The following is a 20781-nucleotide window of genomic DNA, read 5'->3' on the forward strand; positions in this document are numbered from 1 at the left end:
CGCCAGTAATAATCACGTCACTGCCAATTATCGCATGATAGGGCATAATGCCTACATCCGAAAAACACGCTGAAAACAACATGACCAACAACACTCCAATCCAACGTCATCGCACTGTCCCCGTAAAAGTGGGCAACATCATCGTCGGTGGCAGCGCCCCGGTCGTCGTGCAATCCATGACCAACACCGATACCGCTGATGCGCTGCGTACCGCCATCCAGTGCGCGGAACTGGCGCGTGCCGGTTCCGAACTGGTGCGCATTACCGTTAATTCGCAGGAAGCTGCCGAAGCACTCCCTGCCGTGCGCGAGCAGTTGGATAAAATGGGCTGCGATGTGCCGCTGATTGGCGATTTCCATTTCAACGGGCATAAGTTGCTGACGGCTGTCCCCGAATGTGCACAAGCACTCGCCAAATACCGGATCAACCCCGGCAATGTGGGGCGCGGTAAGAAACACGACGAACAATTCGCGCAAATGATCGAACTGGCGTGCCGTTACGACAAGCCCGTGCGCATCGGTGTTAACTGGGGTTCGTTGGATCAGGAATTGCTGGCGAGAAACCTTGACGAAAACAGCAAACGGGCGCAGCCGTTGGAACTCTACGACGTAATGCACGCCGCGCTGATCGAATCCGCCCTCACCAGTGCGGCACAGGCGGAAGAATACGGCTTGCCGCACGACCATATCATCCTGTCATGCAAGCTCAGCGAAGTGCAGGGTTTAGTGCGGGCTTACCGCGACATGGCGAGCCGTTGCGATTACCCCTTGCACCTCGGTTTGACCGAAGCAGGCATGGGCAGTAAGGGCATTGTGTATTCAACGGCGGCACTCGCGCTGTTATTGCAGGAAGGAATCGGCGACACCATCCGCGTTTCCTTGACGCCTGAACCCCATGCCAAACGTGAAAAGGAAGTCATTGTCGCGCAGGAAATCCTGCAAGCCTTAGGGATGCGCTCTTTCACCCCGCAAGTCGTCGCTTGCCCCGGTTGTGGGCGTACTTCCAGCGATTATTTCCAACGCCTTGCTGAGCAAATCCAAAATTGGCTGCGGGCGCAAATGCCGGTGTGGAAAGGCCAATATCCGGGTGTGGAAGGCATGTCCGTGGCAGTCATGGGCTGTGTGGTTAATGGGCCTGGCGAAAGCAAACACGCTAATATCGGTATCAGCTTGCCGGGTAGCGGCGAAGTGCCCGTTGCTCCGGTGTATGAAGACGGGCAGAAAACCGTCACACTCAAGGGCGACATGATTGCTCAGGAATTCCAAGCATTAGTCGAAACCTATGTGCAGCGCACCTATGGGTAAATAAACCGACGGAGGAGGATGGCGATGAAAAAAGCAATGAAGTGGTTGGCGGCAGGTTGCCTGTCGTTGTTGGCGTCGAGCGTAATGGCAGCGGTGAAAAGCGAAGTGGTGCAATACGAACACGATGGCACAAAATTGACTGGCTACCTGTATTACGATGACGCGCAAACCGGCAAACGTCCCGGCGTGATGGTCGTGCACGAATGGTGGGGCTTAAATGACTACGCCAAAAAACGCGCCGAAATGTTGGCAGAGCTGGGTTACGTTGCCTTTGCTGCCGATATGTACGGCGATGGCAAAGTCACCGACAAGCCCGAACAGGCCAAGGAATGGATGACGGAAACGACTTCCGATGTGGATGCATGGCGGGCGACCGCGAATGCGGGGCTAGAACAGCTCAAGAAAAGCGACAAGGTTGACCCCACCAAGTTAGCGGCTATTGGTTACTGCTTTGGCGGCGGCACGATTTTGCAGATGGCATATAGCGGCACGAAATTGAACGGCGTGGTCAGCTTCCACGGCTCACTGCCTTCCGCCCCGGATGGCACGGAAATCAATACCAAGATACTGGCTTTCCACGGTAATGCGGACTCAATGGTTCCGCCCGCGACGGTGAGCAAGTTCATGGAGCAGGTGGAAAAAACCGGGGCAGACACGCAATTCGTCAGTTATACAGGGGCGCGTCATGCCTTCACCAATCCCGATGCCGCTAAATATGGCATTGAAAACCTGAAGTATGACGAAAAAGCTGACAAGCGTTCGTGGGCGCAGATGCAGGCGTTTTTCACCGAGATTTTCAAATAGAGCGGGCGACGCGGAAACCCTCGAAGTTATAGCGTCCGCTGGCGTAATTCTTGACCCGATAGGCTGCGCGTAAATAGCGCGGCCTGTCATTCCACGAGCCGCCGCGCAACACGCGCTCATGGCAATTGCCGCCTTCTTCCCATGCATGGCTGTCGGCGGGGGCGTGGTGGTAGGAATCGTGCCAGCAATCTTGCACCCATTCCCACACATTGCCGCACATATCGTGTAGCCCAAAGGCATTGGCGGGGTAACGCCACACCGGGGTGGTCATGCCGAATTGCAGGTTGTGGTTGGCGTGGCGCTGGTCGATTTCCATGCCGAAAGCGTAGGCGGTTTGGCTGCCTGCGCGTGCGGCGTATTCCCACTCCGCTTCGGAGGGTAAACGGTAGCCGCGCCCGTCAACCTTACACAGCCACGCGCAGTAGGCTTGCGCATCTTCCCAACTGACATTGATGACCGGGCGGCTGCCACGTCCCCAGCCGTTGTCGTCCGGCATTAAGGTGTGGGTAGCGCGGCAAAAGGCATCGTATTCGTCGAAAGTGACCGGGTATTTGCCCAACTCGAACGCTGCTACATACACCGAACGGGTTGGCCATTCGTTGCTGGCGCAGCCGCCTTCCACGTCGTCGCGCCCCTCCATGCCGCCCATGACAAAGCGTCCGGCCTGAATCTTGATCATTTTCGGCAAGAGCAAGGTGTGGGTGTGTTCGTGGAGTGCTTCTTGGTACATGGCTGCATGGTGCTATAAGCCACCGGGCTTTTCACCTTTGCCTGACAAGCTGTCGGTACTGGAGGGGATATGCCGGATATGCTAGCTTAGCCGCTTTATCTCGCAAGGAATCACTCATGCGTTGCCGGGTCAAAGTGTGCGGAATTACTTCAGTCGCGGATGCGCAAATGGTTTGCGCCGCAGGTGTGGATGCTATTGGGCTGGTGTTTTACCCTAAAAGTAAGCGTAATCTGGAAATTGTCCAAGCGGCGGAAATTTGCCGCGCCGTTTCCCCCTTTGTCACCACCGTGGGGCTGTTTTTGGATGCCGATGCGGATTTCGTGCGTGAAGTGCTCGCCGTAGTGCCGCTGGACGTGTTGCAGTTCCACGGTTCGGAAACGCCGGACTATTGCCGCCAGTTTCCGCGCCCGTACATGAAAGCGGTAGGCATGAAAGGTTTGGCGGCAAGTGGCGGTTTCCACGCCTATGCGGATTGTTACCCCGATGCGCAAGGCTTTCTGGTGGATAGCCACGCACCGGGTGCGGCGGGCGGTACGGGCGAAACCTTTGACTGGACGCAAGTGCCACAGGATTACCCCAAGCCGATTATTCTCGCAGGCGGTTTGACGCCTGAAAATGTCGCGCAAGCTATCCGCACCAGCCGTGTGTATGCGGTGGATGTCAGCAGCGGGGTGGAAAGCAGCCCCGGCGTGAAAGATGCGGCGAAAGTGGCGGCATTTATGGCAGGGGTTGCGGCTTCAGCGTGATTTTCCCGACGGCAGAAAACCTTAACAATGTTGGGGTTTCAGGCTATATTGCTGATTAATTCAGTATCCACGCAACAGGAAGCCCCAATCGTGCCGGATATTTTCCTCAGCTTCGCCCATGTCGATGACCAGCCCTTTGCCAATCAGGAAAAGGGTTGGATTACGCATTTCACCACCCATTTGCGCAATGAACTCAGCCGCAAGCTGGGGCGTAAGGACAATTACAGTTTCTGGAAGGATTTCTGCCTGCACGGCAATGATGCAGTCACGCCGGAAATTGAACAGCAGGTGGCGGAAGCCGAAACGCTGCTGATCCTGTTTTCACCCGGCTGGATGGCGTCCGAATGGTGTCAGCGTGAGCTGGAAATGTTCCGTTCCTCCCATGCGGATGTTGCCAAGCGCATTTTCGTGGTTGAGCTTGACCGCTTCCGGCAGGAAGACAAGCCCGTGATCATGCAGGACTTGCTCAATTACCCATTTTGGCGGCAAACCGAAAAGGATCGCGTGCGGCAATTGGGGTATCCGGTTCCGCAAGCCAGCGACAGCGATTATTTCGAGCGGCTGGTGGATTTGTCGCATGACCTCGCCAATACCTTGAAAACCCTGCAAGCCGCAACCCCAGCCACACTCATTTCACCCAAAGCCACGGTGTATGTCGCGCCCGTGGATTATCCGCTTTACAGCCAACGTGCCAACCTGATCAGCGAATTGCGCCAGTTTGGGATTGAGGCTTTGCCCGCCGGGAATGTGCTGGATAACAACATGGATGCGAATTTGGCGCAGTGTTCGCATTTCGTGCAATTGCTGGATGCCCATTACACGATGGGGGTTCCCTTTAACCAACATTTCATCGCAGAAGCAGCGGGCAAGCCGATCCTGCAATGGCGTGACCCCAAGCTCGATTACGCGGGCGGGCATGTGCCGGAAGAACACCGTAAATTGCTGGAAGGCAAAACCGTGATTGCTGCGCCTTTGTCCGATTTTATCCGCATGGTGCGCGATGCGGTGCTGCCCAAACCTAAATTGCCAGAGGATGACACGCCGAAAGTGAACGGTGAAAAGATGGTGTTTGTCCATGCCAGTCAGGATGATTTCGAGCGGGCTTACCAAGTGGCGCAAGCACTAAAAGCCAGAGGTTACGGTATTGCTTTGCCGCGTTATCAGGGTGAGCCAGAGCGCATCCGCAAGAGTATCGAACGTGGTTACTTGTCCTGTGATGTGATGCTGGTGCTGCACCAAAAAGCACCTGCTGATGTGGTGGAAGATTACTTGTCTGAGGCGCGGGTGAAGACCTTGCAACGTGAAACCAAACTGTTGATCCTGATTTGCCAAGGTGATGGCGCGGAGGAGCTGTATTTCATTCCGCCCGGTGTACTGCCGCTGATCTGCCACAACAACTTTGACGAACACTGCCTTGAACAGTTTCTGGCGGAGGTGGAAGCATGAGCCGCCCTAAACTCCAGCCATACCCCGGTTTGAGGGCGTTTGAACGCTACGAATCACGCATTTTCTTTGGGCGGCAGCAACAAGTCGATGACCTGCTGACGCGCCTTAAACAACACCATTTCCTCGCCGTGCTGGGCGCTTCCGGCAGCGGCAAATCCTCGCTGGTGAAAGCCGGATTGTTGCCGGGGTTGGAAAAGGGGTACATGGGCGAAGTCGGTTCGCGCTGGGCGATTGCTGAAATGCGCCCCGGCGATCAGCCATTTGTGCGGCTGGCGGAAGGGTTGTTGGCGGACAAGGTGTTTGCGGGAAGTTGGAATGCCCTCACCCCCCGACCCCCTCTCCCGGAGGTAGAGGGGGAGAAAGAGAATACGGCACTTATCTTGCGCCCCTCTACCTCTGGGAGAGGGGTTGGGGGTGAGGGTTCTTTAGCGGCAGAATTACGCCGTGGCTCTCGCAGCCTGCACGAAATCCTCACCCATGCACCCTTGCCCACAGGCACACGCTTGTTGCTGCTGGTTGACCAGTTTGAGGAAATGTTCCGCTTCCGTGAGCAGGAGGAAAATCAGGCGGCGGCTTTCGTCGCGCTGTTGCTGGAGGCTTGCACCCACCCGGATGTGTACGTGGTTATCACCATGCGTTCCGACTTTTTGGGGGCGGCGGCGGAATTCCACGGCTTGCCGGAGGCGATTAACGACGGCCTGTACCTCACGCCGCGTTTGTCGCGGGAACAGTTGCGCGATGCCATCAGCTTGCCTGCGCAATTGTTTGGCGGGGCGGTGGAAGACGCGCTGGCGAACCACCTGTTGAATGAGGCGGGTAATGACCCTGACCAGTTGCCGCTGTTGCAGCACGCGCTGATGCGGCTGTGGGAAAACGACGCGGATAAAATCCTCACGCTCGATGAATACCGGGGTTTGAGGGGGTTGCGCGGGGCGTTGAATGACCACGCGGAACAGGCTTGGCAGGAACTGGATGCTGACGGGCAGGCGGTTGCTGAAGCGATGTTCCGCGCCCTCACTGAACGCAGCAAGGATGGGCAGGACATCCGCCGTCCGCTCAAGGTGCAGGCGTTGTTGGACATGACCGGGGCGGATTTGCCGACACTGACGCGCATTGTCGATACGTTCCGCCAGCCGGGGCGCAATTTCCTGATGCCGCCGCCGCAAGTGGCGTTGATGGCAGACACGGTGCTGGATATTAGCCATGAAAGCCTGATCCGCCAGTGGCAACGCTTGCAAGGCTGGGTGGCGGCGGAAGGTGACAAGGCGGCGCTGTATTTGCGGCTGCTGGAGGGGGCGCAGCGTCATGCGGGTGGGCGTGGCGAATTGTGGCGCGGGACGGATTTGGCTGTGGTGCGGGAGTGGCGGGAGAAGACGCAGCCGAATGAGGCTTGGGCGGGGCGGTATGGGATGCCCTCACCCCCCAGCCCCCTCTCCCGCGTAGCGGGCGAGGGGGAGCAAGAGGGTGATTTCGCCTTGGCGATGCAGTTTCTCAGTGAGAGTGAAGTGGAGGAGCAGCGTGTCCGCGAGGCAGAGGAAGCGCGGCGCAAGGCGGAACTGACGCAGGCGCGGCGGCGGTTTGGGTTGGCGTTGGTGGGTTTGCTGATTGCGGCGGGCTTGGCGGTGTGGGGGGCGGTTGAGCGTAACCGTGCCGAGGAGCAGACCGTGCAGGTGCGCAAGACTGAGCAGGCACGTACCGAGAGCCTGTTTGATTCCACCCTGACCCACGCCTCACTGCTGACCAAGGTGGAAGATTTCGCGGCGACTGCCACCAAGCTGGACAGCACCCGCCCGCTGGATGCGGACATCCCCGCGCCACGCCGCCATGCCCGCGACCTGCTGGCGGGCTATACCGCCATTATGGGCGGGGCAGCGCAAGCCACCTTGCAGGATGGCGACAAGCCTTTGCCGCCATTGACTGGCGATGTTGCCATCAGCCCGGACGGGCATTGGCTGGCAGCCTCCGGCGAGCGCGGCACGGTAGCACTGTTTGAGCGGGCGAGCGGCAAGCTGGTGCAGAAGCTGGAGGGGCATGATCCCGCTGCCGATGATGTGTGGGATATTGTTTTCCACCCTACCCAACCTTGGCTGTTTTCCGGCGGTAAGGATGGGCAAATTATCCGCTGGGCATTGCCGCAGGCGGGGCAAGCCGCCAAGGTGTTGCAGCAGTGGCAGGTCGAAGGTACGAAGGTGTATGTACTGGCGTTGACCCCGGATGGCAAGGTGCTGGCGAGTGGGCATGATGATGGCAAGATTCGGTTGTGGGAAAGCGGGGAGGAGAAAGACACTTCGCCGAAGTTGTTGCGGGTGTTGGAAGGGCATAGCCAGGTAATTGCTGACAGAAGTGGTTTGGCTTTCAGCCCGGATGGGGAGCGGCTTGCCAGCGCGTCTTATGACAATACCGTGCGTTTGTGGGATTGGCGCAAAGGCAGCAGTTTGCAGGTGTTGGCGGGGCATAATGATGCTGTGGATGGGGTGGCATTCAGCGCGGATGGGCAAACCTTGGCAAGTTCTAGTGCCGACCAGAGCATCATCCTGTGGGATGCTGCCAGCGGGCAAGCACTGCGGCGGCTCAAAGGCCACCAGAACATGGTGTTTGGCTTGCAATTCCTGCCTGACGGGCTGCTGGCTTCTGCCAGTAGCGACAACACCATCCGCCTGTGGGATGTGGCAACCGGCATTACCCGGCGCATCCTGCAAGGGCATACGGCGGCAGTGTCGGGTTTGGCATTGTGGCAGGAGCAAGCAAGCGTGCTGCTGTACAGTGCCAGCAATGATGGCACGGTGAAACGCTGGGGTGGGGAGTTGCCGGGGCAATGGTTGGTTGATTTGCCGGGTGAACCTAATCCGGTTGCGATTAGCCCAAATGGGAAGTTTGCTGTTGTTGGTTTTGATGATGGCAGTTTGATAAGTTATGCTCTGCCTGATGTCGGGCTGAAGCCCGACCTACTTCAAGAAATTGCAGATGTTCACTCATCGGCTGTTAAACGCTTAGCTTTCAATAGTGACGGTTCACGCCTTGCTTCAGCCGGGATGGATGGTGTTGTCAAAGTCTGGTCAGTCCATGAGGGTGACGGTTTTTCCCTGCAACTGGAAAAGACCTTGAGTGAGCATAAGGATGTTGTCCATGCCGTCGCCTTCTCCCCCGACGATTCCCAACTCGCCACCGCCAGCTATGACGGACATATCGGCTTGTTTGATCTGGTGGGTGAGGGGAAACCGCAGTTGTTGGAAGCGCATGAGGGTTACGTGGAATCTGTCAGTTTTGACCCGTCTGGTAAACATTTGCTGAGTTCAGGCAATCACGATTTCAAACTCAAACTCTGGGATTTGACCACCCAACCACCGACAGCGAAAACCCTTGCTACGGCAAACGATGCACTTCTCTGGGCAAGCCTCAGCCCGGACGGTACTACGCTCGCCAGCGTGGGGCGTGAACAGACCGTTAGCATCTACCCCGCCAGCGGCACTGGCACACCCCTGCGTCTGAACGGGCATGAACAGACGGTGTACAAAGCCATTTTCAGCCCGGACAGCCGCCAACTGGCAACGCTGAGCAGTGATTTACGTGTGTGGGATTTGGACACGCAAAGCGAACTGTTCCGTTTGCGTTTGCCTGTAGAAATAACATCTGGCCCACCCTACTGGGACTTCGACTTCCGTTGTACGCCGACGGGTTGCTGGATTGCCGTGCCGCTCACGTCGGGGAAGCTGGTGTTGTATAATTTGGGGAAGATTGATTATTAAGAGAAATCCCCTCTGTCTCCCCTTTTGCAAAGGGGAGTACCCTCCAGTTAAGCATGGCAGTGCTGGAGGGCTTCCCCCTTTGAAAAAGGGGGATTGAGGGGGATTTTCTTCCCGCTAAGCCACCAACCGCAAAAAATCGGCGGGTTTGATGGCTTGGGTGATGCCGTAAGGGGAGTCGGGGAAATCCTGCATGTTTCCCGTAATCAAGGGAGGATTTCATCAGTTGCCTTGTCGGTACGCTTTGATTTCGGCAATGGCGGTTTGCATGATTTGTTCTTCTTCTTCCTCTGTGGTGTCTGCTGATTCCCTAACCATGTCGTCCAGCAGCTTGCGGCGGTTTTCCACCGAATCCAGTTCCGGGTAAGCTGCTTTCAGTTTCTCCATTTTCTGTATGACCCTTTCCGCCTCAGAGAGCTTTTGCTTCTCAAGGGCTTCCCGGATCAACGTGCGCACATAATCGCTGGCGTTGGAAAAACCGCGCAGATCAACTTGGGTTTGCACAAAATCCTTGAGCGTGTCGGAGAGTGATATGTGTAGTGTTGCCATTGCCTAAATCCTTTGTCCGTTAGGTTTATCATAGCGTGGTGCGAATCTTTGTCAAAGTTTTACATGGATGCGTGGCGAGGGGGATTTTCTTCCTCCTCCCCTGACAAGGGGAGGCCGGGAGGGGTTTCTTCTCCCTCCAGCCTGTATACAATACCCCCCATCCCAGCTATCCAAAAAGAACAAGGATTTGCATGAACTACGAAGGCATCGAAACCCTCCCCTTGCAGGAATACACCGAGAAGGCGTACCTCGACTATTCCATGTACGTCATTCTCGACCGCGCCCTGCCGCACCTCGGCGACGGCCTCAAGCCCGTGCAGCGGCGCATCGTTTACGCGATGTCGGAACTCGGCCTGTCGTCGCTTTCCAAGCACAAGAAATCGGCGCGTACCGTCGGTGACGTGCTCGGTAAATTCCACCCACACGGCGACTCGGCCTGCTACGAAGCGATGGTGCTGATGGCACAGCCGTTTTCTTACCGCTACACGCTGGTGGATGGGCAAGGCAACTGGGGTTCGCAAGACGACCCGAAATCGTTCGCGGCGATGCGTTACACCGAATCGCGCTTGACCGCCTACGCCAAAGTGCTGTTGCAGGAATTGGGGCAAGGCACGGTCGATTGGCAACCTAACTTCGACGGCACGCTGGAAGAGCCGACCATCCTCCCCGCCCGCTTGCCCAATGTGCTGCTGAATGGCGCAACTGGCATCGCGGTCGGCATGGCAACCGACATTCCGCCGCACAACCTGCGCGAAGTGGTGAATGCTTGCCTGCACCTGCTCGACCACCCGGCTGCAACCTTGGCAGATATGTGCCAATTCATCCCCGCGCCGGATTTCCCCACGGAAGCGGAAATCATTACCCCAGCGGCGGATTTCCTCAGCCTTTACGAAAAGGGCAATGGCACATTCCGAATGCGGGCGCGTTACGAGGTGGAAGACGGCGACATCGTGATCACCGCCTTGCCGTACCAAGTGTCGGGCAGCAAGATTTTGGAACAGATTGCCGCGCAAATGCAGGCGAAAAAGCTGCCACTGGTGGAAGACCTGCGTGACGAATCCGACCACGAACAGCCCGTGCGTCTGGTGATCGTGCCACGTTCCAACCGCGTGGATGTGGACATGCTGATGTCGCACCTGTTCGCCAGCACCGATCTGGAGCGCAGTTACCGCGTCAACATGAACATGATCGGCCTCAATGGACGCCCGCAAGTCAAAGGCTTGCTGCACATCCTCACCGAATGGCTGACCTTCCGCCGCCAAACCGTCACGCGCCGCCTGCAATGGCGTTTGGATAAGGTCGAAAAACGCCTGCACCTGTTGGAAGGTTTGCTGGTGGCGTTCCTCAACCTCGACGAAGTGATCCACATCATCCGCACCGAAGATGACCCGAAAAAGGTGCTGATGAAACGTTTCGACCTGAGCGAAATCCAAGCCGATTACATCCTCGACACCAAGTTGCGCCAACTCGCGCGGCTGGAAGAAATGAAAATCCGGGGCGAACAGGACGCCTTGCAGAAAGAGAAGGAAGAGCTGCTGTCCTTGCTCGGTTCCGACAAGAAATTGACCAACCTGATCCGTAAAGAGCTGAAGGAGGACGCCAAACTCTACGGCGACGACCGCCGTTCCCCGCTCAAGGAACGTGCCGCCGCGCAAGTGCTGGACGAGACCGCGCTGACGCCTTCCGAACCCGTGACGGTGGTGGTGTCGAAAATGGGCTGGATTCGTGCCGCCAAAGGCCATGACATTGACCCGACCAGCTTGAGTTATAAACAGGGTGATGATTTCCTCACCTCGGCTCGCGGGCGTTCCAACCAGCAAGTGGTGTTGCTCGACAGCACCGGGCGCACCTATTCCTTGCCTGCCAATGGTTTGCCGTCGGCACGCGGGCAGGGCGAACCGCTCACCGGCAAACTGTCCCCGCCTGCCGGGGCGCAATTCCAACACGCGCTGATGGGTAAGGATAGCGACCAGTACGTGCTGGCATCGGCGGAAGGTTACGGTTTCCTGTGTTCCCTCGCGGACATGCAAAGCCGCGTGAAAGCGGGCAAAGTTACCCTGACGGCTGGTGATGGGGTAGGCATCCTGCCGCCGCTGCTGGTGACGGATGTGGAACGCGACGCGCTGGCGCTGGTGTCATCTTCCGGTTGCTTGCTGCTGATCAACTTGCAGGATTTGCCAGTACTCTCCAAAGGTAAGGGCAACAAACTGCTCAGCCTGAAAAAAGGCGGGCTTGGCATTGCCGACGAACACTTGCTGTTTGCTACAATTTTACCAGCAGGTGGGCAACTGATCATCCAAGCGGGCAAGCAATTCAAAGCCCTCAAAGGCAGTGCGCTGGATGAATACCGCAGCGAACGCGGTAAGCGCGGCAAGTTGCTCCCCAAGGGCTACCAGAACGTCACTGGTCTGGAAATTAACGGAAATTAATAGGGAAATGCTTGATTCTCGGGGGAATCAACCTAATATTCGGGCATACAACGACCGATAGAGGTAAAGGGTAATGATGCGGATTATTATGTTGGCACTGACCAACTTTGCAGTGATGGCCTTGCTGTATGTGACGATGAACATCGTCGGTGCAGTGTTTGGCATCAATATGAGCCAAGGCAGCATGGGCGGCATTTTGGTGATGGCGGTCATCTTTGGTTTTGGCGGCTCTTTTATCAGCTTGCTGATGTCCAAATGGATGGCGAAACGCAGCATGGGCGTGGAAATCATTGAAACCCCACGCACCGCACAAGAACGCTGGTTAGTCGAAACCGTGCGTCGCCAAGCCGAAAAGTCCGGGATTGGGATGCCAGAAGTCGGCATTTTCTATTCCCCCGACCCCAATGCGTTTGCCACGGGCGCAAACCGCAACAATGCCTTGGTGGCGGTGAGCCAAGGCTTGCTCAACAACATGACTGCTGACGAAGTGGAAGCGGTACTGGGGCATGAAATTGGTCACGTTGCCAACGGCGACATGGTGACGCAGACCCTGCTGCAAGGCGTACTGAACACCTTCGTGATTATCTTTGCCCGCCTGATCGGTTTGGCAATTGATAACTTCTTCCGTAATTCTGATGAAGAAAGCAGCGGTGTGGGCTGGGGTTATTACATCGGCTCAATGATCGCGGAAATCTTCTTGGGCTTTGTTGCTACTGCCATCGTCATGTGGTTCTCCCGTTACCGTGAATTTAAAGCGGACATCGCTGGGGCTGATTTGGCAGGCCGCCAGAAAATGATTAACGCACTGAAGCGCCTGCAAAATGCCCACGCGGTCAACGACCTGCCGGGCGAAATGGCTGCTTTCGGTATCGCGGGTGGCTTGGGGACAGGCTTGCGTAAAATTTTCATGACCCACCCACCGCTGGAAGAACGTATCGCCGCGCTGGAAAACGCCCGCTAAACCTTTATAATCCCCTGACTCTAGGATCAAGTCCTAGTGAAGGAATTTAGATTATAATTCATAAATACAATGGGTTGGGATGTTATCGCCCGACTCATTTCTAAATGCCAATTCCACTCCATGCTACTGATATGCTACCGCTTTTCCTGCTGTATTATCTGGGGGGTATTCTAGCCTCTTTTTCTTTGTATGTCTCAATACCGCCTTCTCCAACATAAAATGAGCCTGAAGCGGATGCGTGATTCCAGTACAAAATGAGCCTGACGGGCTGATGGAACCTGTTTATGATCCACAGGATGAAAACGATCATGAACCTTGAGGTGCTCGATATTTTGGAACAAGGGAAACATTTCTGGGTAGCACGCAAGCGCGAACATTACCAATGGCTGCAAATGGTACTGCCACCACAGTGTGTTGCGGCTGATGGAACGGGTTAGCGGTTACGGTGTTTTTCAAGTTAGTCACCGCCAGTGCAGTTTGCGCGGACTTGTACACTTCCAGTTTCTGGAAATACGTGGCTTTCATCGTCTCAGCCTGCTTAAAAAACACCTCATGCCCACTTTCCCTGTGTAGCCGTTGGGTTTCCTTAATATCAATTGCCAAGTTGTTCAATTCCACCAGCGTAAGGCCCTCCTGCTTGGCTTGTGCCATCTGCTGCCGCTTACGCCATTCCAATGCAGGGGTGCGGTCAAATGTGCCCTCACGTGCCTTGTTTGCCATGTACACCAACAAGCCTATAGGGGTTTTTACGCTTCCGTCCGCCATCTTCCATGCCAGCGCGTCCAGCACCTCCTGCGCAATCTGGGGGTGCAGCCCGTCCAGTTTTCCCGGTGCTTTTGCCCGTTCTGCCGCTGACAAGCCTGCGGGGTATTGCAGGGCCTCGGCGGTGATCCCGCTGGTTTTGGTTTGGCTTGCAGGTATTGGCTGTCCCTCTGCCGGTTGCGGTGCTGCCATTGCTGCGTATTCCCCCCAAGCCTGAAAACCATCAAGCCCTTGCCCTGCCTGCCCCCAGTGTTCAGGCCAACGCTCCTGCGCGTCTTCGGCTTCTCCCCAACTGTCAGGGGGTAGGGTTGTAGTGGTTTTGTTATGTTTAGGTTTATTACTGTCTGTTACCAACTCTTGGTAAGCATTTGACCCAGTTTTGGTAAGTTGCCCACCAAGGGTTGGTAAGGCATTGACCAAGATACGGTTGGTTTCCACCAAGCTTTGGTTGGTGTTTACCAAAACTTGGTTAGCTTCAACCAACATCCGGTTAGTTTCCAGCAAGTGCTGGTAAGCCTCCCCGTATTCTGGTGCAACTGTTCCAGCTTCGTCTGTTTTGTCTACGGTGATTTCAGCGTAAGCATCGGTTTCACTTGCCCCCATGTTGGCATTGAAACCGATATAGCTGCTGCCATCCAAAAAGCGTTCAGGGATACGGTATACCGTGCCGTATTTGCCTTGCCCGGCATTCTCGAACAGCCCCATGCCAACGACCTTGCGCACGGCTGCACGGGCATGGTCACGGCGTAAGCCAGCCAGCTTTTCCAAGCGTGAGTCGGCAAGGTCATCCTCTGCCTTGCCAAAGCATAAGGTTTGGCGCATCAGGCAAGCCCATGCCAGCCACTCAGATGCGGCGGGCTTGCGGCGGATGATTTCGTCAAAAACAGCAACCATGTTCATGATGGTTGGCCTCCGGTTATCTGTTGTTGGTTGGTGCTCATGCCCACACCTCGCGTAATTGCCCGGCAAACGTCCGGTTCACTGCCGCCTCAAAGCGGGCATAGTTGGCATCCCAATGGCGGTAAAACGCCGTGGCGGCCTGTGTTGCACTGACACCCGGTTTCAGCACCCAAAACTTGTGCTTGCCGTTGGGCAGGCCATTGAAGTATTGCCTGCGGATGTTGCCCGGCAAGTTGTTGCCAATGTTGTGCATCAATCCCCGTCCAGCCCGTAGCCCCATGCCGTGCGCAAGGCGGTACGTGGCAATAGCACCATCACTGCCTTGCTGGTGCGCCATGTAAAGGTTTGCACCCGTGATCGGGATGCCTGCCCGCACTAGCGCGGCGCGGTTGTCGCGTGCCAATAGGGCAGCAGCACGGATGGAGGCGGCAGCATTGGTACGGTGGTCTGCGCCGCCCGTCACTAAGCCATACCTGCGCCCGGTATCACCCACAAACTGGTACAGCCCCACCGCCCCGTCGCACCCATTGCGTTGGCAGCGGCGTGCTGATGGGTTGATGCTGGACTCAATCACCGCCATTGCTGCCATGTAACTGGGTGGCAAATTGGTTTGCCGCCCTGCCGATTCCGCCGCCGCAATGATCCGCCCCTTGCCTTGCAGGTTGTCACGGATCATCACCGGGGTGATTTTGGGCGCTGCCTGCGGGCTTGCCGTGCTGGCATCCGCTTCTTGGTCAGCCCGGATGTCCCCAAGTTCTTGGGCAAAGTCCGCAAACGACACCGCATCAGCGGCGGACAGCACAAAAGCCGTAGTAACAGCCGCCGCAACATCAGCCTTGTCGGAAAAGTACTGCGCATCATCCTGTGCGAAGGCGGTCTGGGTGTTCTGGACATGCCGTGCCAGCACAGCGGCAAAATCCGGGCTGGCGTTTTGCACCGCCAGCAACGACCCCGACACCGCAATGGTCAATAAGCGCCACATGCCGCTAGCCCCGTTTGCCTTGCCGGCTGGTGCAGCACCAGCCCAGCGCCTGTACCAACAGCGACACTGCCAACCATGCCAATGCCCAACCGTAGAATGTGTCGTTATGGCTCAAGGTGGCACGGAAATGCAGCGTCCTGTCACCCATCAGCGTATTGGCGGCAATGCCTGCCACCCCCAAGGCCAACAGCAAGTTAGTGAGGCGCACCAAGCCCAAGAACGGGGTGAAAAGTCCAGAAAGCGCATTTTGCATGGTCAGCCCCCCACCGTTGGTGCGGTTTTGGCGGCATCCATACCCCGATCCATATCACGGATGAAGGGTGCGGCAAGCACGGATGCCAGCCACAACAGCGCCAAGGGCAACAGCATGAGCACTGCCCACAGCAGCGCCCCATTTTTATCACCTGCCCCATAGGCATGTAACGCCATGCCCAAGGCCGCAAGGTAAGCCGCCAACATCATGACTGCAAAGGCTTTAGCCACCCAGTACACCGTCCGGTTGACTGCCGTTTGGTTCATCGTGCTTTTCATCGGTTAAAACTCCTCACCAACAATGCAACCGGAAACCATTCCCCGCTCCTCAGTACAGACACTGATCCTGCTCTTATGCGGGTCTTTCTTTGCCCCGACCTCAATATCCCCTTTCGCCCACACGGCATCCGCCCCGCCACCTGTCAGGCGGTCGCCACCCACGCCAGCAGCGGAGCCGAGTGCTGTGCTGGTCGTCTGGTAGGGGGAAGCCCGTCCGGCTGTCCGTTTGACGGGTTGGTTGCCCATCAGTGATGCCACCCAGTTATTGCCGCTTGCCGCAGGCAGGGTTGTTTTCTGTTGCGTCACCCCGTGGGGCTTGCCGCCTTTTTTGGCGGTGTATTCATAGTAATAGGGGGAAGGTGCGGTCTTGGCATCACCCGGCATCAGTACTGCGACCCAGTTGCCGCCTGATGCCGTGCCACCATGCGCAGCAGTACCGCCGCCCGCAACACGGGCAGCACTTGCCGCTACGGGTTTGCTGCCCGTGCGTGCCGCTGGTTTGGTGGTGGCAACAGTGGCAACCGCAGCGGCTTGTGGGAGTGCCGCACCGCTGGCAAGCACTTGCCGTGGGGCTTGCCATGTTTGGCGCACGGTTTGTACAAAGCCAACATTCGTCCCAACCGTGCTTGCTTGTGCCACGGGTGGGGTGGGCATCCTTGCCAGCATCACCACGGGGGCTGACGCCAGCCCATCCATGCCTTGCCCTTGCCCAATGGCAGGTGCTGGCCTGACAGTAAGCCCCGCTTTGCGGGCAATGCCTGTTTTGGCATCGGTATCTTTGTAACCGGACTTGCCGCCATCCCCAAACGGGTTCAGGCCATTGCTGCCCAATACTCCCCAACCGTGCAGGAGTGCCGTGGTGATGACTGCACTTGCCAAGCCACCAGCGGCGAATGTCCCGAACGTTTTCAGTTTTGCCCCGGCAGCACCCGTACCCGTGGCGGCACGCGGCTGGGGCGTGGTTGCCCGTGGCTGGGCTGGGGTGTGGTTTTTTGTGTTCATGGTGTCACTCTCCTTCAAGGTAACGGGTAATGCAGGCTTGCAGTGCTGCGGGTTCTTGATCCCCGCACGCCAGCACCGCTTGTTGGTAAGGGTTGGCATCATTGCCGCTATCGGTTTCCACATAAGCACCCCACGGGGTACTTTCTGTTGCCAGTGGTTCTTGCTCCCCTGCTTGGGTAGCCCCTGCCAAAAGCAGCAGGGAGGTAAAAATCAGTTCCAGTTTCGTTCCCATGTCCATTCCTCTAGCTAATCGCAGGCAAGCACAAAGCTGTTGTTGCTGCCTACGCTGACGGTAAAGCTGCGGCTGCGGTTGTTACCGTTGCATTCCAGCCGTGCTTCGTAATTTCCCGGCATCAAATCAAGGCTCAGGCTGTGGGAGTGGCTGGTCTTCACCGTGTCACCATCCCTCACCACAACCCAACTCACCTTCTGGAAAGCGGGTGCATCCTTGAGTGTTGCCGCCAAGTTCACCGTGCCGGTGTTAGCTTCTGCGGCTTCCGCCCTGCCAGCACCGAAGGCGATTGCCAAGAGGCACACCGCCAAGGTTGCTGCTGCCAATGTGTCCGCGATCTTGTCCCCTGTTGTACGTTTGTTCATGTGCTTACCTATTTCTTGTGTCTGTTATTGGTACGTTTCATTTGTGAAAGGCAAAACTTGCCCGTCAGGCTGTTTTTCAGCCTTTGTTCTTGGGAAAAGTCAGTCAGTTAATGGGTTGTTTGGTCAGGGCGGGTGCTGTGCTGGGGAGTGCTTCATGTCTTGCCCCCTTTGGGTTTGCTGCCCTTGTCCCCAGTGCCAGCCCCTTGCCGTTTCAGCTTGACCAGCTTGCGTTCAAGTTGGTGTTGTTCCTTGGTCAGTGCCACAAGGCGTGACGCTTGTTGTTTTTGGCCGTTGGTTTTCATGGCTTGCCTCCTGCCAGCATCAGCCGGAAACGGGATGGCAGGAAACGGATGCAGCGCAGGAGCGATTCCCGTAGTTCTGCCTCAGAAATGCTAAACGCCTGTGCCAGCGCCAAAAATGGGGTGTAGTTTTGGTGGGTTGTGGTAGCATTATTCATTGGTTTCGCCCGCTGGTGCTGGTTGTGGGGCTTGTTCTGGTGCGGCTCTCATCCCTAATGCGATTGCCGCTAGGTGTGCCTGCCCCCACTTGCCGGGTTGGTTTTTGTACAGCAGCGTGTTTACCACATGGATGCTGAACCCGTTTTCTCGGCACCACGCAGAAATGTTGATCCCGTTGATGCGGAACCAAGCAAGCACCTCAGCGGGGGTGCGTAGGGTTTGGGCGGGAATCTCTGTATCCATTGCAGCGTTCTCCTGTTCAAATGTGTGTTGTTGTGGTGATTGTTATGCAATTGAATATAAAAGGCAAGCGATTGTATGGATTCTTTTGATGAAATTGCTTTTGGGCAACGCCTACGGGAAGTGCGGGGGGGGATGTCTAGGGCAGAGTTCGCAAAAAAACTAGGAGTGACTCCATTAACTGTATCCAAATACGAATCCGGTGAGCGGATACCATCTGTGGGATTTTTATACGACGTGGCAACGATGTTTGGAGTGAACCCGAATCGCTTACTGCTTCCGCAGAATGCTCAAGTTAGTGAAGTAGCTCAACTTAAAGTTGAGCCTGATGAAGCATTATTGCTGGACAAATATCGAAAATCTGAACATAAAGCGATTATCCAAAGTGTTGCAACCTTAGCAGCAGCAGTTCAACTTACGAATATTGAGAAGGGGAGATAGTGACTATGAAAGCATTGTTGTCGATTATGTTGCTGGCGGTGTTGATGTTTCCATCCGTTCAAGCTGATCAAGATATTTCCGACTACTGTGATCATCAAAAAAGTCGGCTTCCTGTTGAGTTTCCAAGCCATGATGGATCGGTGAATTTTTCTTACAACAAGATCGTTTGCAAAGGTGACACTGCGAAACAGACGATAGTGGGTAAAGTGAAGGTGGAAAAACCGGATATTGAGGTAATAACCAGCGAGGCACTTAGTAACCTGATGGAATCCTGCAAGATTGATGATGATAGGGCGTATCTGGATAAGGGTATGAAGATAGCATCAGAGTACCAGATCATGCTCAAGAATAGCATTGTGGTGAGTTTCACCATTCGTCTTGACCGTTGCGGGATGTGATGAACAGTATGTCAAATATATTCTAGCCATTATGGCTCTGAGCCTGACACTCCGATGCCAGTGTCAACATTTCTGGTAGTGGAACGTTTACCGCTTGGGTGGGTTGTTTTTAGGCAGCAGCCACCACAAGATGCCCAAATTGGGATGCAGCAGGCTTGACAGTTATCTCAATGTCATAACCCAGCCGGTTGAGGCAGCCCATCAGTTTCCGTTCTGACAGGTTGGTAAAATTACCACGCATCAGGTCAGAAACTTTGGGCTGGGTAAGTCCCATACGTTTTGCCGCATCCTGTTGTGTCAGGCCGAGACGGCGCATAGCTTTGATGATCTGGATAGCCAGATCAGCCCTGACCTTGTGTTTTTCAGCATTAGGTAAGCCAAGATCGGCATAAACATTGCCTGACCCTTGTAATACCTCAATACCATCAATGACCCGTTTTTTCATTTCTCATCTCCTGTGCCATTATTTCAGCCACTTTCAAACGATGGCGAATAATTTCAATGTCTTCTTTAGGGGTTGCTATCCCGTGCTTACTCTTTTTTTGGAAGGCATGTAGGACAAATACGGCTTCCTCGAACTTGACGGTGTAAACGGCTCGGTAAGTTCCAGCCTCATCATTTTCAACTACCTCAAGAACACCTGCCCCACCAAAGCCTCTGAGTACTTTTGCGTCATCATGCTTTTCTCCAGCTTGCGCCATCCCCAATGCAAAGCCGAAAAAGCTGCGCACATCCTTAGGTAAGGCCATCAGGTCTTTGTAGCTACTGCCTACCCACTCAAGGGGTTTTTCTATGTACTGATCTTCCATTCGGTGATTATACCTTTACTGGTATACAAAACAATCCGCACTTCCCGTAGGCGTTGCCCAAAAGCAATTTCATCAAAATAATCCATACAATCGCTTGCCTTTTATATTCAATCGCATAACAATCACCACAACAACACACATTTGAACAGGAGCAGCAGACATGGCAGGGACACCCACCATAACAGGATTCTCCATCCGCAAGGATGGGGTCGAAGTCAAAAAACCATCCGGCACTGCTGCCCAAGCGGGGATCGAGTGGACAGCAGAAGCTGACGCAGCACCCGCAGGTGTGAAGGTTGACCTGTATGCACTGTACAGCGATGGCAACGAGGAACTGCGCGGCTGGAGCCGTAAGCCACTCCCCAGCGAGTGGGAAAGCCCGGAGGCACGGGCATATTTCCAAAAACACCAATAACAGGAGAGCACCATGGTCAGGATCACCACACGCACTGAAGCGGCAGCAGGGCAAAAGCTCTGCCACCTCACCCAACAGCCCCACCAAGGGAACTGCTGCGGTAGCCAATGCATGGCTTGGCAGTGGGGGCAGGCAGGCCGTTTTACCTGTAGCACCAAGTTGCTGCCTCGGTATGCAGAATCTGCATTCGAGGGATACCGGGAAGATGATGAGCATGAAATGCCAGACTTTGAGGTAGCCAACTTTTACCAACCCATTGGCGATGGTTGGCAGTTCAACACCTTTGATGCGGGTGAGGATGGCTGGGAAGCACACTGGGAACGTGACACCGACCCAGAACGTGAAGGTTACTGCGCAGCATTGAACCACCCGATGGCGGTGGTGGCAAAGCTGGATGAAATCGGCATCGCCATTGGCGTGGGGGTTGGGGAATGAGCCAAGCAAACCACCACAAAGCACCGTTGGCAGAAATCCACCGCCAACACCTTGCTGCCGCCCGCAGGCTACGGCAGGCATGGCAGCAATCTTTGGAAC

The 20781-nt window shown here is 55.7% G+C and carries 25 protein-coding genes; 11 read left to right on the top strand and 14 right to left on the bottom strand.

Annotation, left to right across the window (positions count from 1 at the left end; genetic code table 11):
* Positions 1-80 precede the first annotated feature (80 nt).
* Together ispG and PHE17_RS16715 are read left to right on the top strand one after the other, a co-directional pair.
* Positions 81-1304, top strand: coding sequence for a flavodoxin-dependent (E)-4-hydroxy-3-methylbut-2-enyl-diphosphate synthase (gene ispG / locus PHE17_RS16710; protein WP_301017065.1), 1224 nt, complete (start codon positions 81-83; stop codon positions 1302-1304).
* 24 nt (positions 1305-1328) lie between these two features.
* On the top strand, positions 1329-2108 hold the full coding sequence (locus PHE17_RS16715; protein ID WP_301017044.1) for a dienelactone hydrolase family protein: 780 nt from the start codon (positions 1329-1331) through the stop codon (positions 2106-2108).
* Here the strand turns inward: PHE17_RS16715 and PHE17_RS16720 are convergent.
* A complete protein-coding gene (locus tag PHE17_RS16720) occupies positions 2101-2838 on the bottom strand; it encodes a formylglycine-generating enzyme family protein (RefSeq protein WP_301017045.1) in 738 nt (245 codons plus the stop codon). The genes PHE17_RS16715 and PHE17_RS16720 overlap by 8 nt on opposite strands.
* A 116-nt stretch (positions 2839-2954) precedes the next feature.
* Here PHE17_RS16720 and PHE17_RS16725 point away from each other — a divergent pair, with 116 nt between their 5' ends.
* Genes PHE17_RS16725 through PHE17_RS16735 form a run of 3 tightly spaced genes read left to right on the top strand, consistent with a single transcriptional unit; the run spans position 2955 to position 8776 of the window.
* A complete protein-coding gene (locus PHE17_RS16725; RefSeq protein WP_301017046.1) occupies positions 2955-3584 on the top strand; it encodes a phosphoribosylanthranilate isomerase in 630 nt (209 codons plus the stop codon).
* A gap of 27 nt (positions 3585-3611) precedes the next feature.
* Positions 3612-5030, top strand: a complete 1419-nt coding sequence (locus tag PHE17_RS16730; protein WP_301017047.1) for a toll/interleukin-1 receptor domain-containing protein — start codon at positions 3612-3614, stop codon at positions 5028-5030.
* Complete coding sequence (locus tag PHE17_RS16735; protein ID WP_301017048.1) at positions 5027-8776, top strand: hypothetical protein; 3750 nt, start codon at positions 5027-5029, stop codon at positions 8774-8776. Before PHE17_RS16730 ends, PHE17_RS16735 begins: the two co-directional genes overlap by 4 nt.
* 219 nt (positions 8777-8995) lie before the next feature.
* Here the strand turns inward: PHE17_RS16735 and PHE17_RS16740 are convergent, their stop codons facing one another.
* Positions 8996-9322 carry a hypothetical protein gene (locus PHE17_RS16740; RefSeq protein WP_301017049.1) on the bottom strand — a complete coding sequence of 109 codons (327 nt, stop codon included), beginning with the start codon at positions 9320-9322 and terminating at the stop codon, positions 8996-8998.
* Positions 9323-9513: 191 nt separating this feature from the next.
* Here PHE17_RS16740 and parC point away from each other — a divergent pair, with 191 nt between their 5' ends.
* Both parC and htpX read left to right on the top strand, forming a co-directional pair.
* Positions 9514-11751: a DNA topoisomerase IV subunit A gene (parC, locus tag PHE17_RS16745; RefSeq protein ID WP_301017050.1), complete on the top strand. Its 2238-nt coding sequence runs from the start codon at positions 9514-9516 to the stop codon at positions 11749-11751.
* A 73-nt stretch (positions 11752-11824) separates the two neighbouring features.
* Positions 11825-12712, top strand: coding sequence for a protease HtpX (htpX, locus tag PHE17_RS16750; protein WP_301017051.1), 888 nt, complete (start codon positions 11825-11827; stop codon positions 12710-12712).
* 306 nt (positions 12713-13018) lie between these two features.
* Here htpX and PHE17_RS16755 read toward each other — a convergent pair whose 3' ends face one another.
* The 10 genes from PHE17_RS16755 to PHE17_RS16800 all read right to left on the bottom strand — a co-directional run bounded on the left by PHE17_RS16755 (position 13019) and on the right by PHE17_RS16800 (position 18187).
* Positions 13019-14374, bottom strand: a complete 1356-nt coding sequence (locus tag PHE17_RS16755; RefSeq protein WP_301017052.1) for a hypothetical protein — start codon at positions 14372-14374, stop codon at positions 13019-13021.
* 37 nt (positions 14375-14411) lie between these two features.
* Positions 14412-15356, bottom strand: coding sequence for a transglycosylase SLT domain-containing protein (locus PHE17_RS16760; RefSeq protein ID WP_301015229.1), 945 nt, complete (start codon positions 15354-15356; stop codon positions 14412-14414).
* Positions 15357-15360: 4 nt separating this feature from the next.
* Positions 15361-15609, bottom strand: a complete 249-nt coding sequence (locus PHE17_RS16765; protein ID WP_301015228.1) for a hypothetical protein — start codon at positions 15607-15609, stop codon at positions 15361-15363.
* A 2-nt stretch (positions 15610-15611) separates the two neighbouring features.
* Entirely contained in the window at positions 15612-15887 is a 276-nt protein-coding gene (locus PHE17_RS16770; RefSeq protein ID WP_301017053.1) for a hypothetical protein, read from the bottom strand.
* A gap of 3 nt (positions 15888-15890) precedes the next feature.
* Positions 15891-16889, bottom strand: coding sequence for a hypothetical protein (locus tag PHE17_RS16775; RefSeq protein ID WP_301017054.1), 999 nt, complete (start codon positions 16887-16889; stop codon positions 15891-15893).
* A 4-nt stretch (positions 16890-16893) separates the two neighbouring features.
* A complete protein-coding gene (locus tag PHE17_RS16780; protein WP_301017055.1) occupies positions 16894-17121 on the bottom strand; it encodes a hypothetical protein in 228 nt (75 codons plus the stop codon).
* Positions 17122-17135: 14 nt separating this feature from the next.
* Complete coding sequence (locus tag PHE17_RS16785; RefSeq protein WP_301017056.1) at positions 17136-17486, bottom strand: hypothetical protein; 351 nt, start codon at positions 17484-17486, stop codon at positions 17136-17138.
* 152 nt (positions 17487-17638) lie between these two features.
* On the bottom strand, positions 17639-17788 hold the full coding sequence (locus PHE17_RS16790) for a hypothetical protein (RefSeq protein WP_301016979.1): 150 nt from the start codon (positions 17786-17788) through the stop codon (positions 17639-17641).
* Positions 17785-17943 (bottom strand): hypothetical protein, encoded by a 159-nt coding sequence (locus PHE17_RS16795; protein ID WP_301016978.1) that lies wholly within the window; start codon positions 17941-17943, stop codon positions 17785-17787. Before PHE17_RS16795 ends, PHE17_RS16790 begins: the two co-directional genes overlap by 4 nt.
* A complete protein-coding gene (locus tag PHE17_RS16800; protein WP_301017057.1) occupies positions 17936-18187 on the bottom strand; it encodes a hypothetical protein in 252 nt (83 codons plus the stop codon). The genes PHE17_RS16795 and PHE17_RS16800 overlap by 8 nt, the downstream gene beginning before the upstream one ends.
* 75 nt (positions 18188-18262) lie before the next feature.
* Here PHE17_RS16800 and PHE17_RS16805 point away from each other — a divergent pair, with 75 nt between their 5' ends.
* Positions 18263-18625 carry a helix-turn-helix transcriptional regulator gene (locus PHE17_RS16805; RefSeq protein WP_301017058.1) on the top strand — a complete coding sequence of 121 codons (363 nt, stop codon included), beginning with the start codon at positions 18263-18265 and terminating at the stop codon, positions 18623-18625.
* A gap of 5 nt (positions 18626-18630) precedes the next feature.
* Positions 18631-19023 carry a hypothetical protein gene (locus PHE17_RS16810; RefSeq protein WP_301017059.1) on the top strand — a complete coding sequence of 131 codons (393 nt, stop codon included), beginning with the start codon at positions 18631-18633 and terminating at the stop codon, positions 19021-19023.
* 109 nt (positions 19024-19132) lie between these two features.
* Here the strand turns inward: PHE17_RS16810 and PHE17_RS16815 are convergent, their stop codons facing one another.
* Positions 19133-19468, bottom strand: a complete 336-nt coding sequence (locus PHE17_RS16815; protein WP_301017060.1) for a helix-turn-helix transcriptional regulator — start codon at positions 19466-19468, stop codon at positions 19133-19135.
* Positions 19449-19832, bottom strand: coding sequence for a type II toxin-antitoxin system RelE/ParE family toxin (locus PHE17_RS16820; RefSeq protein ID WP_301017061.1), 384 nt, complete (start codon positions 19830-19832; stop codon positions 19449-19451). The genes PHE17_RS16815 and PHE17_RS16820 overlap by 20 nt, the downstream gene beginning before the upstream one ends.
* Positions 19833-19992: 160 nt before the next feature.
* On the opposite strand from PHE17_RS16820, the gene PHE17_RS16825 reads away from it, so the two are divergent.
* Positions 19993-20247 (top strand): hypothetical protein, encoded by a 255-nt coding sequence (locus PHE17_RS16825; protein WP_301017062.1) that lies wholly within the window; start codon positions 19993-19995, stop codon positions 20245-20247.
* A 12-nt stretch (positions 20248-20259) separates the two neighbouring features.
* Positions 20260-20682: a hypothetical protein gene (locus PHE17_RS16830; RefSeq protein WP_301017063.1), complete on the top strand. Its 423-nt coding sequence runs from the start codon at positions 20260-20262 to the stop codon at positions 20680-20682.
* Positions 20683-20781: the final 99 nt, after the last annotated feature.

The organism is Thiothrix sp. (assembly GCF_028714775.1).
Lineage (GTDB): Bacteria > Pseudomonadota > Gammaproteobacteria > Thiotrichales > Thiotrichaceae > Thiothrix.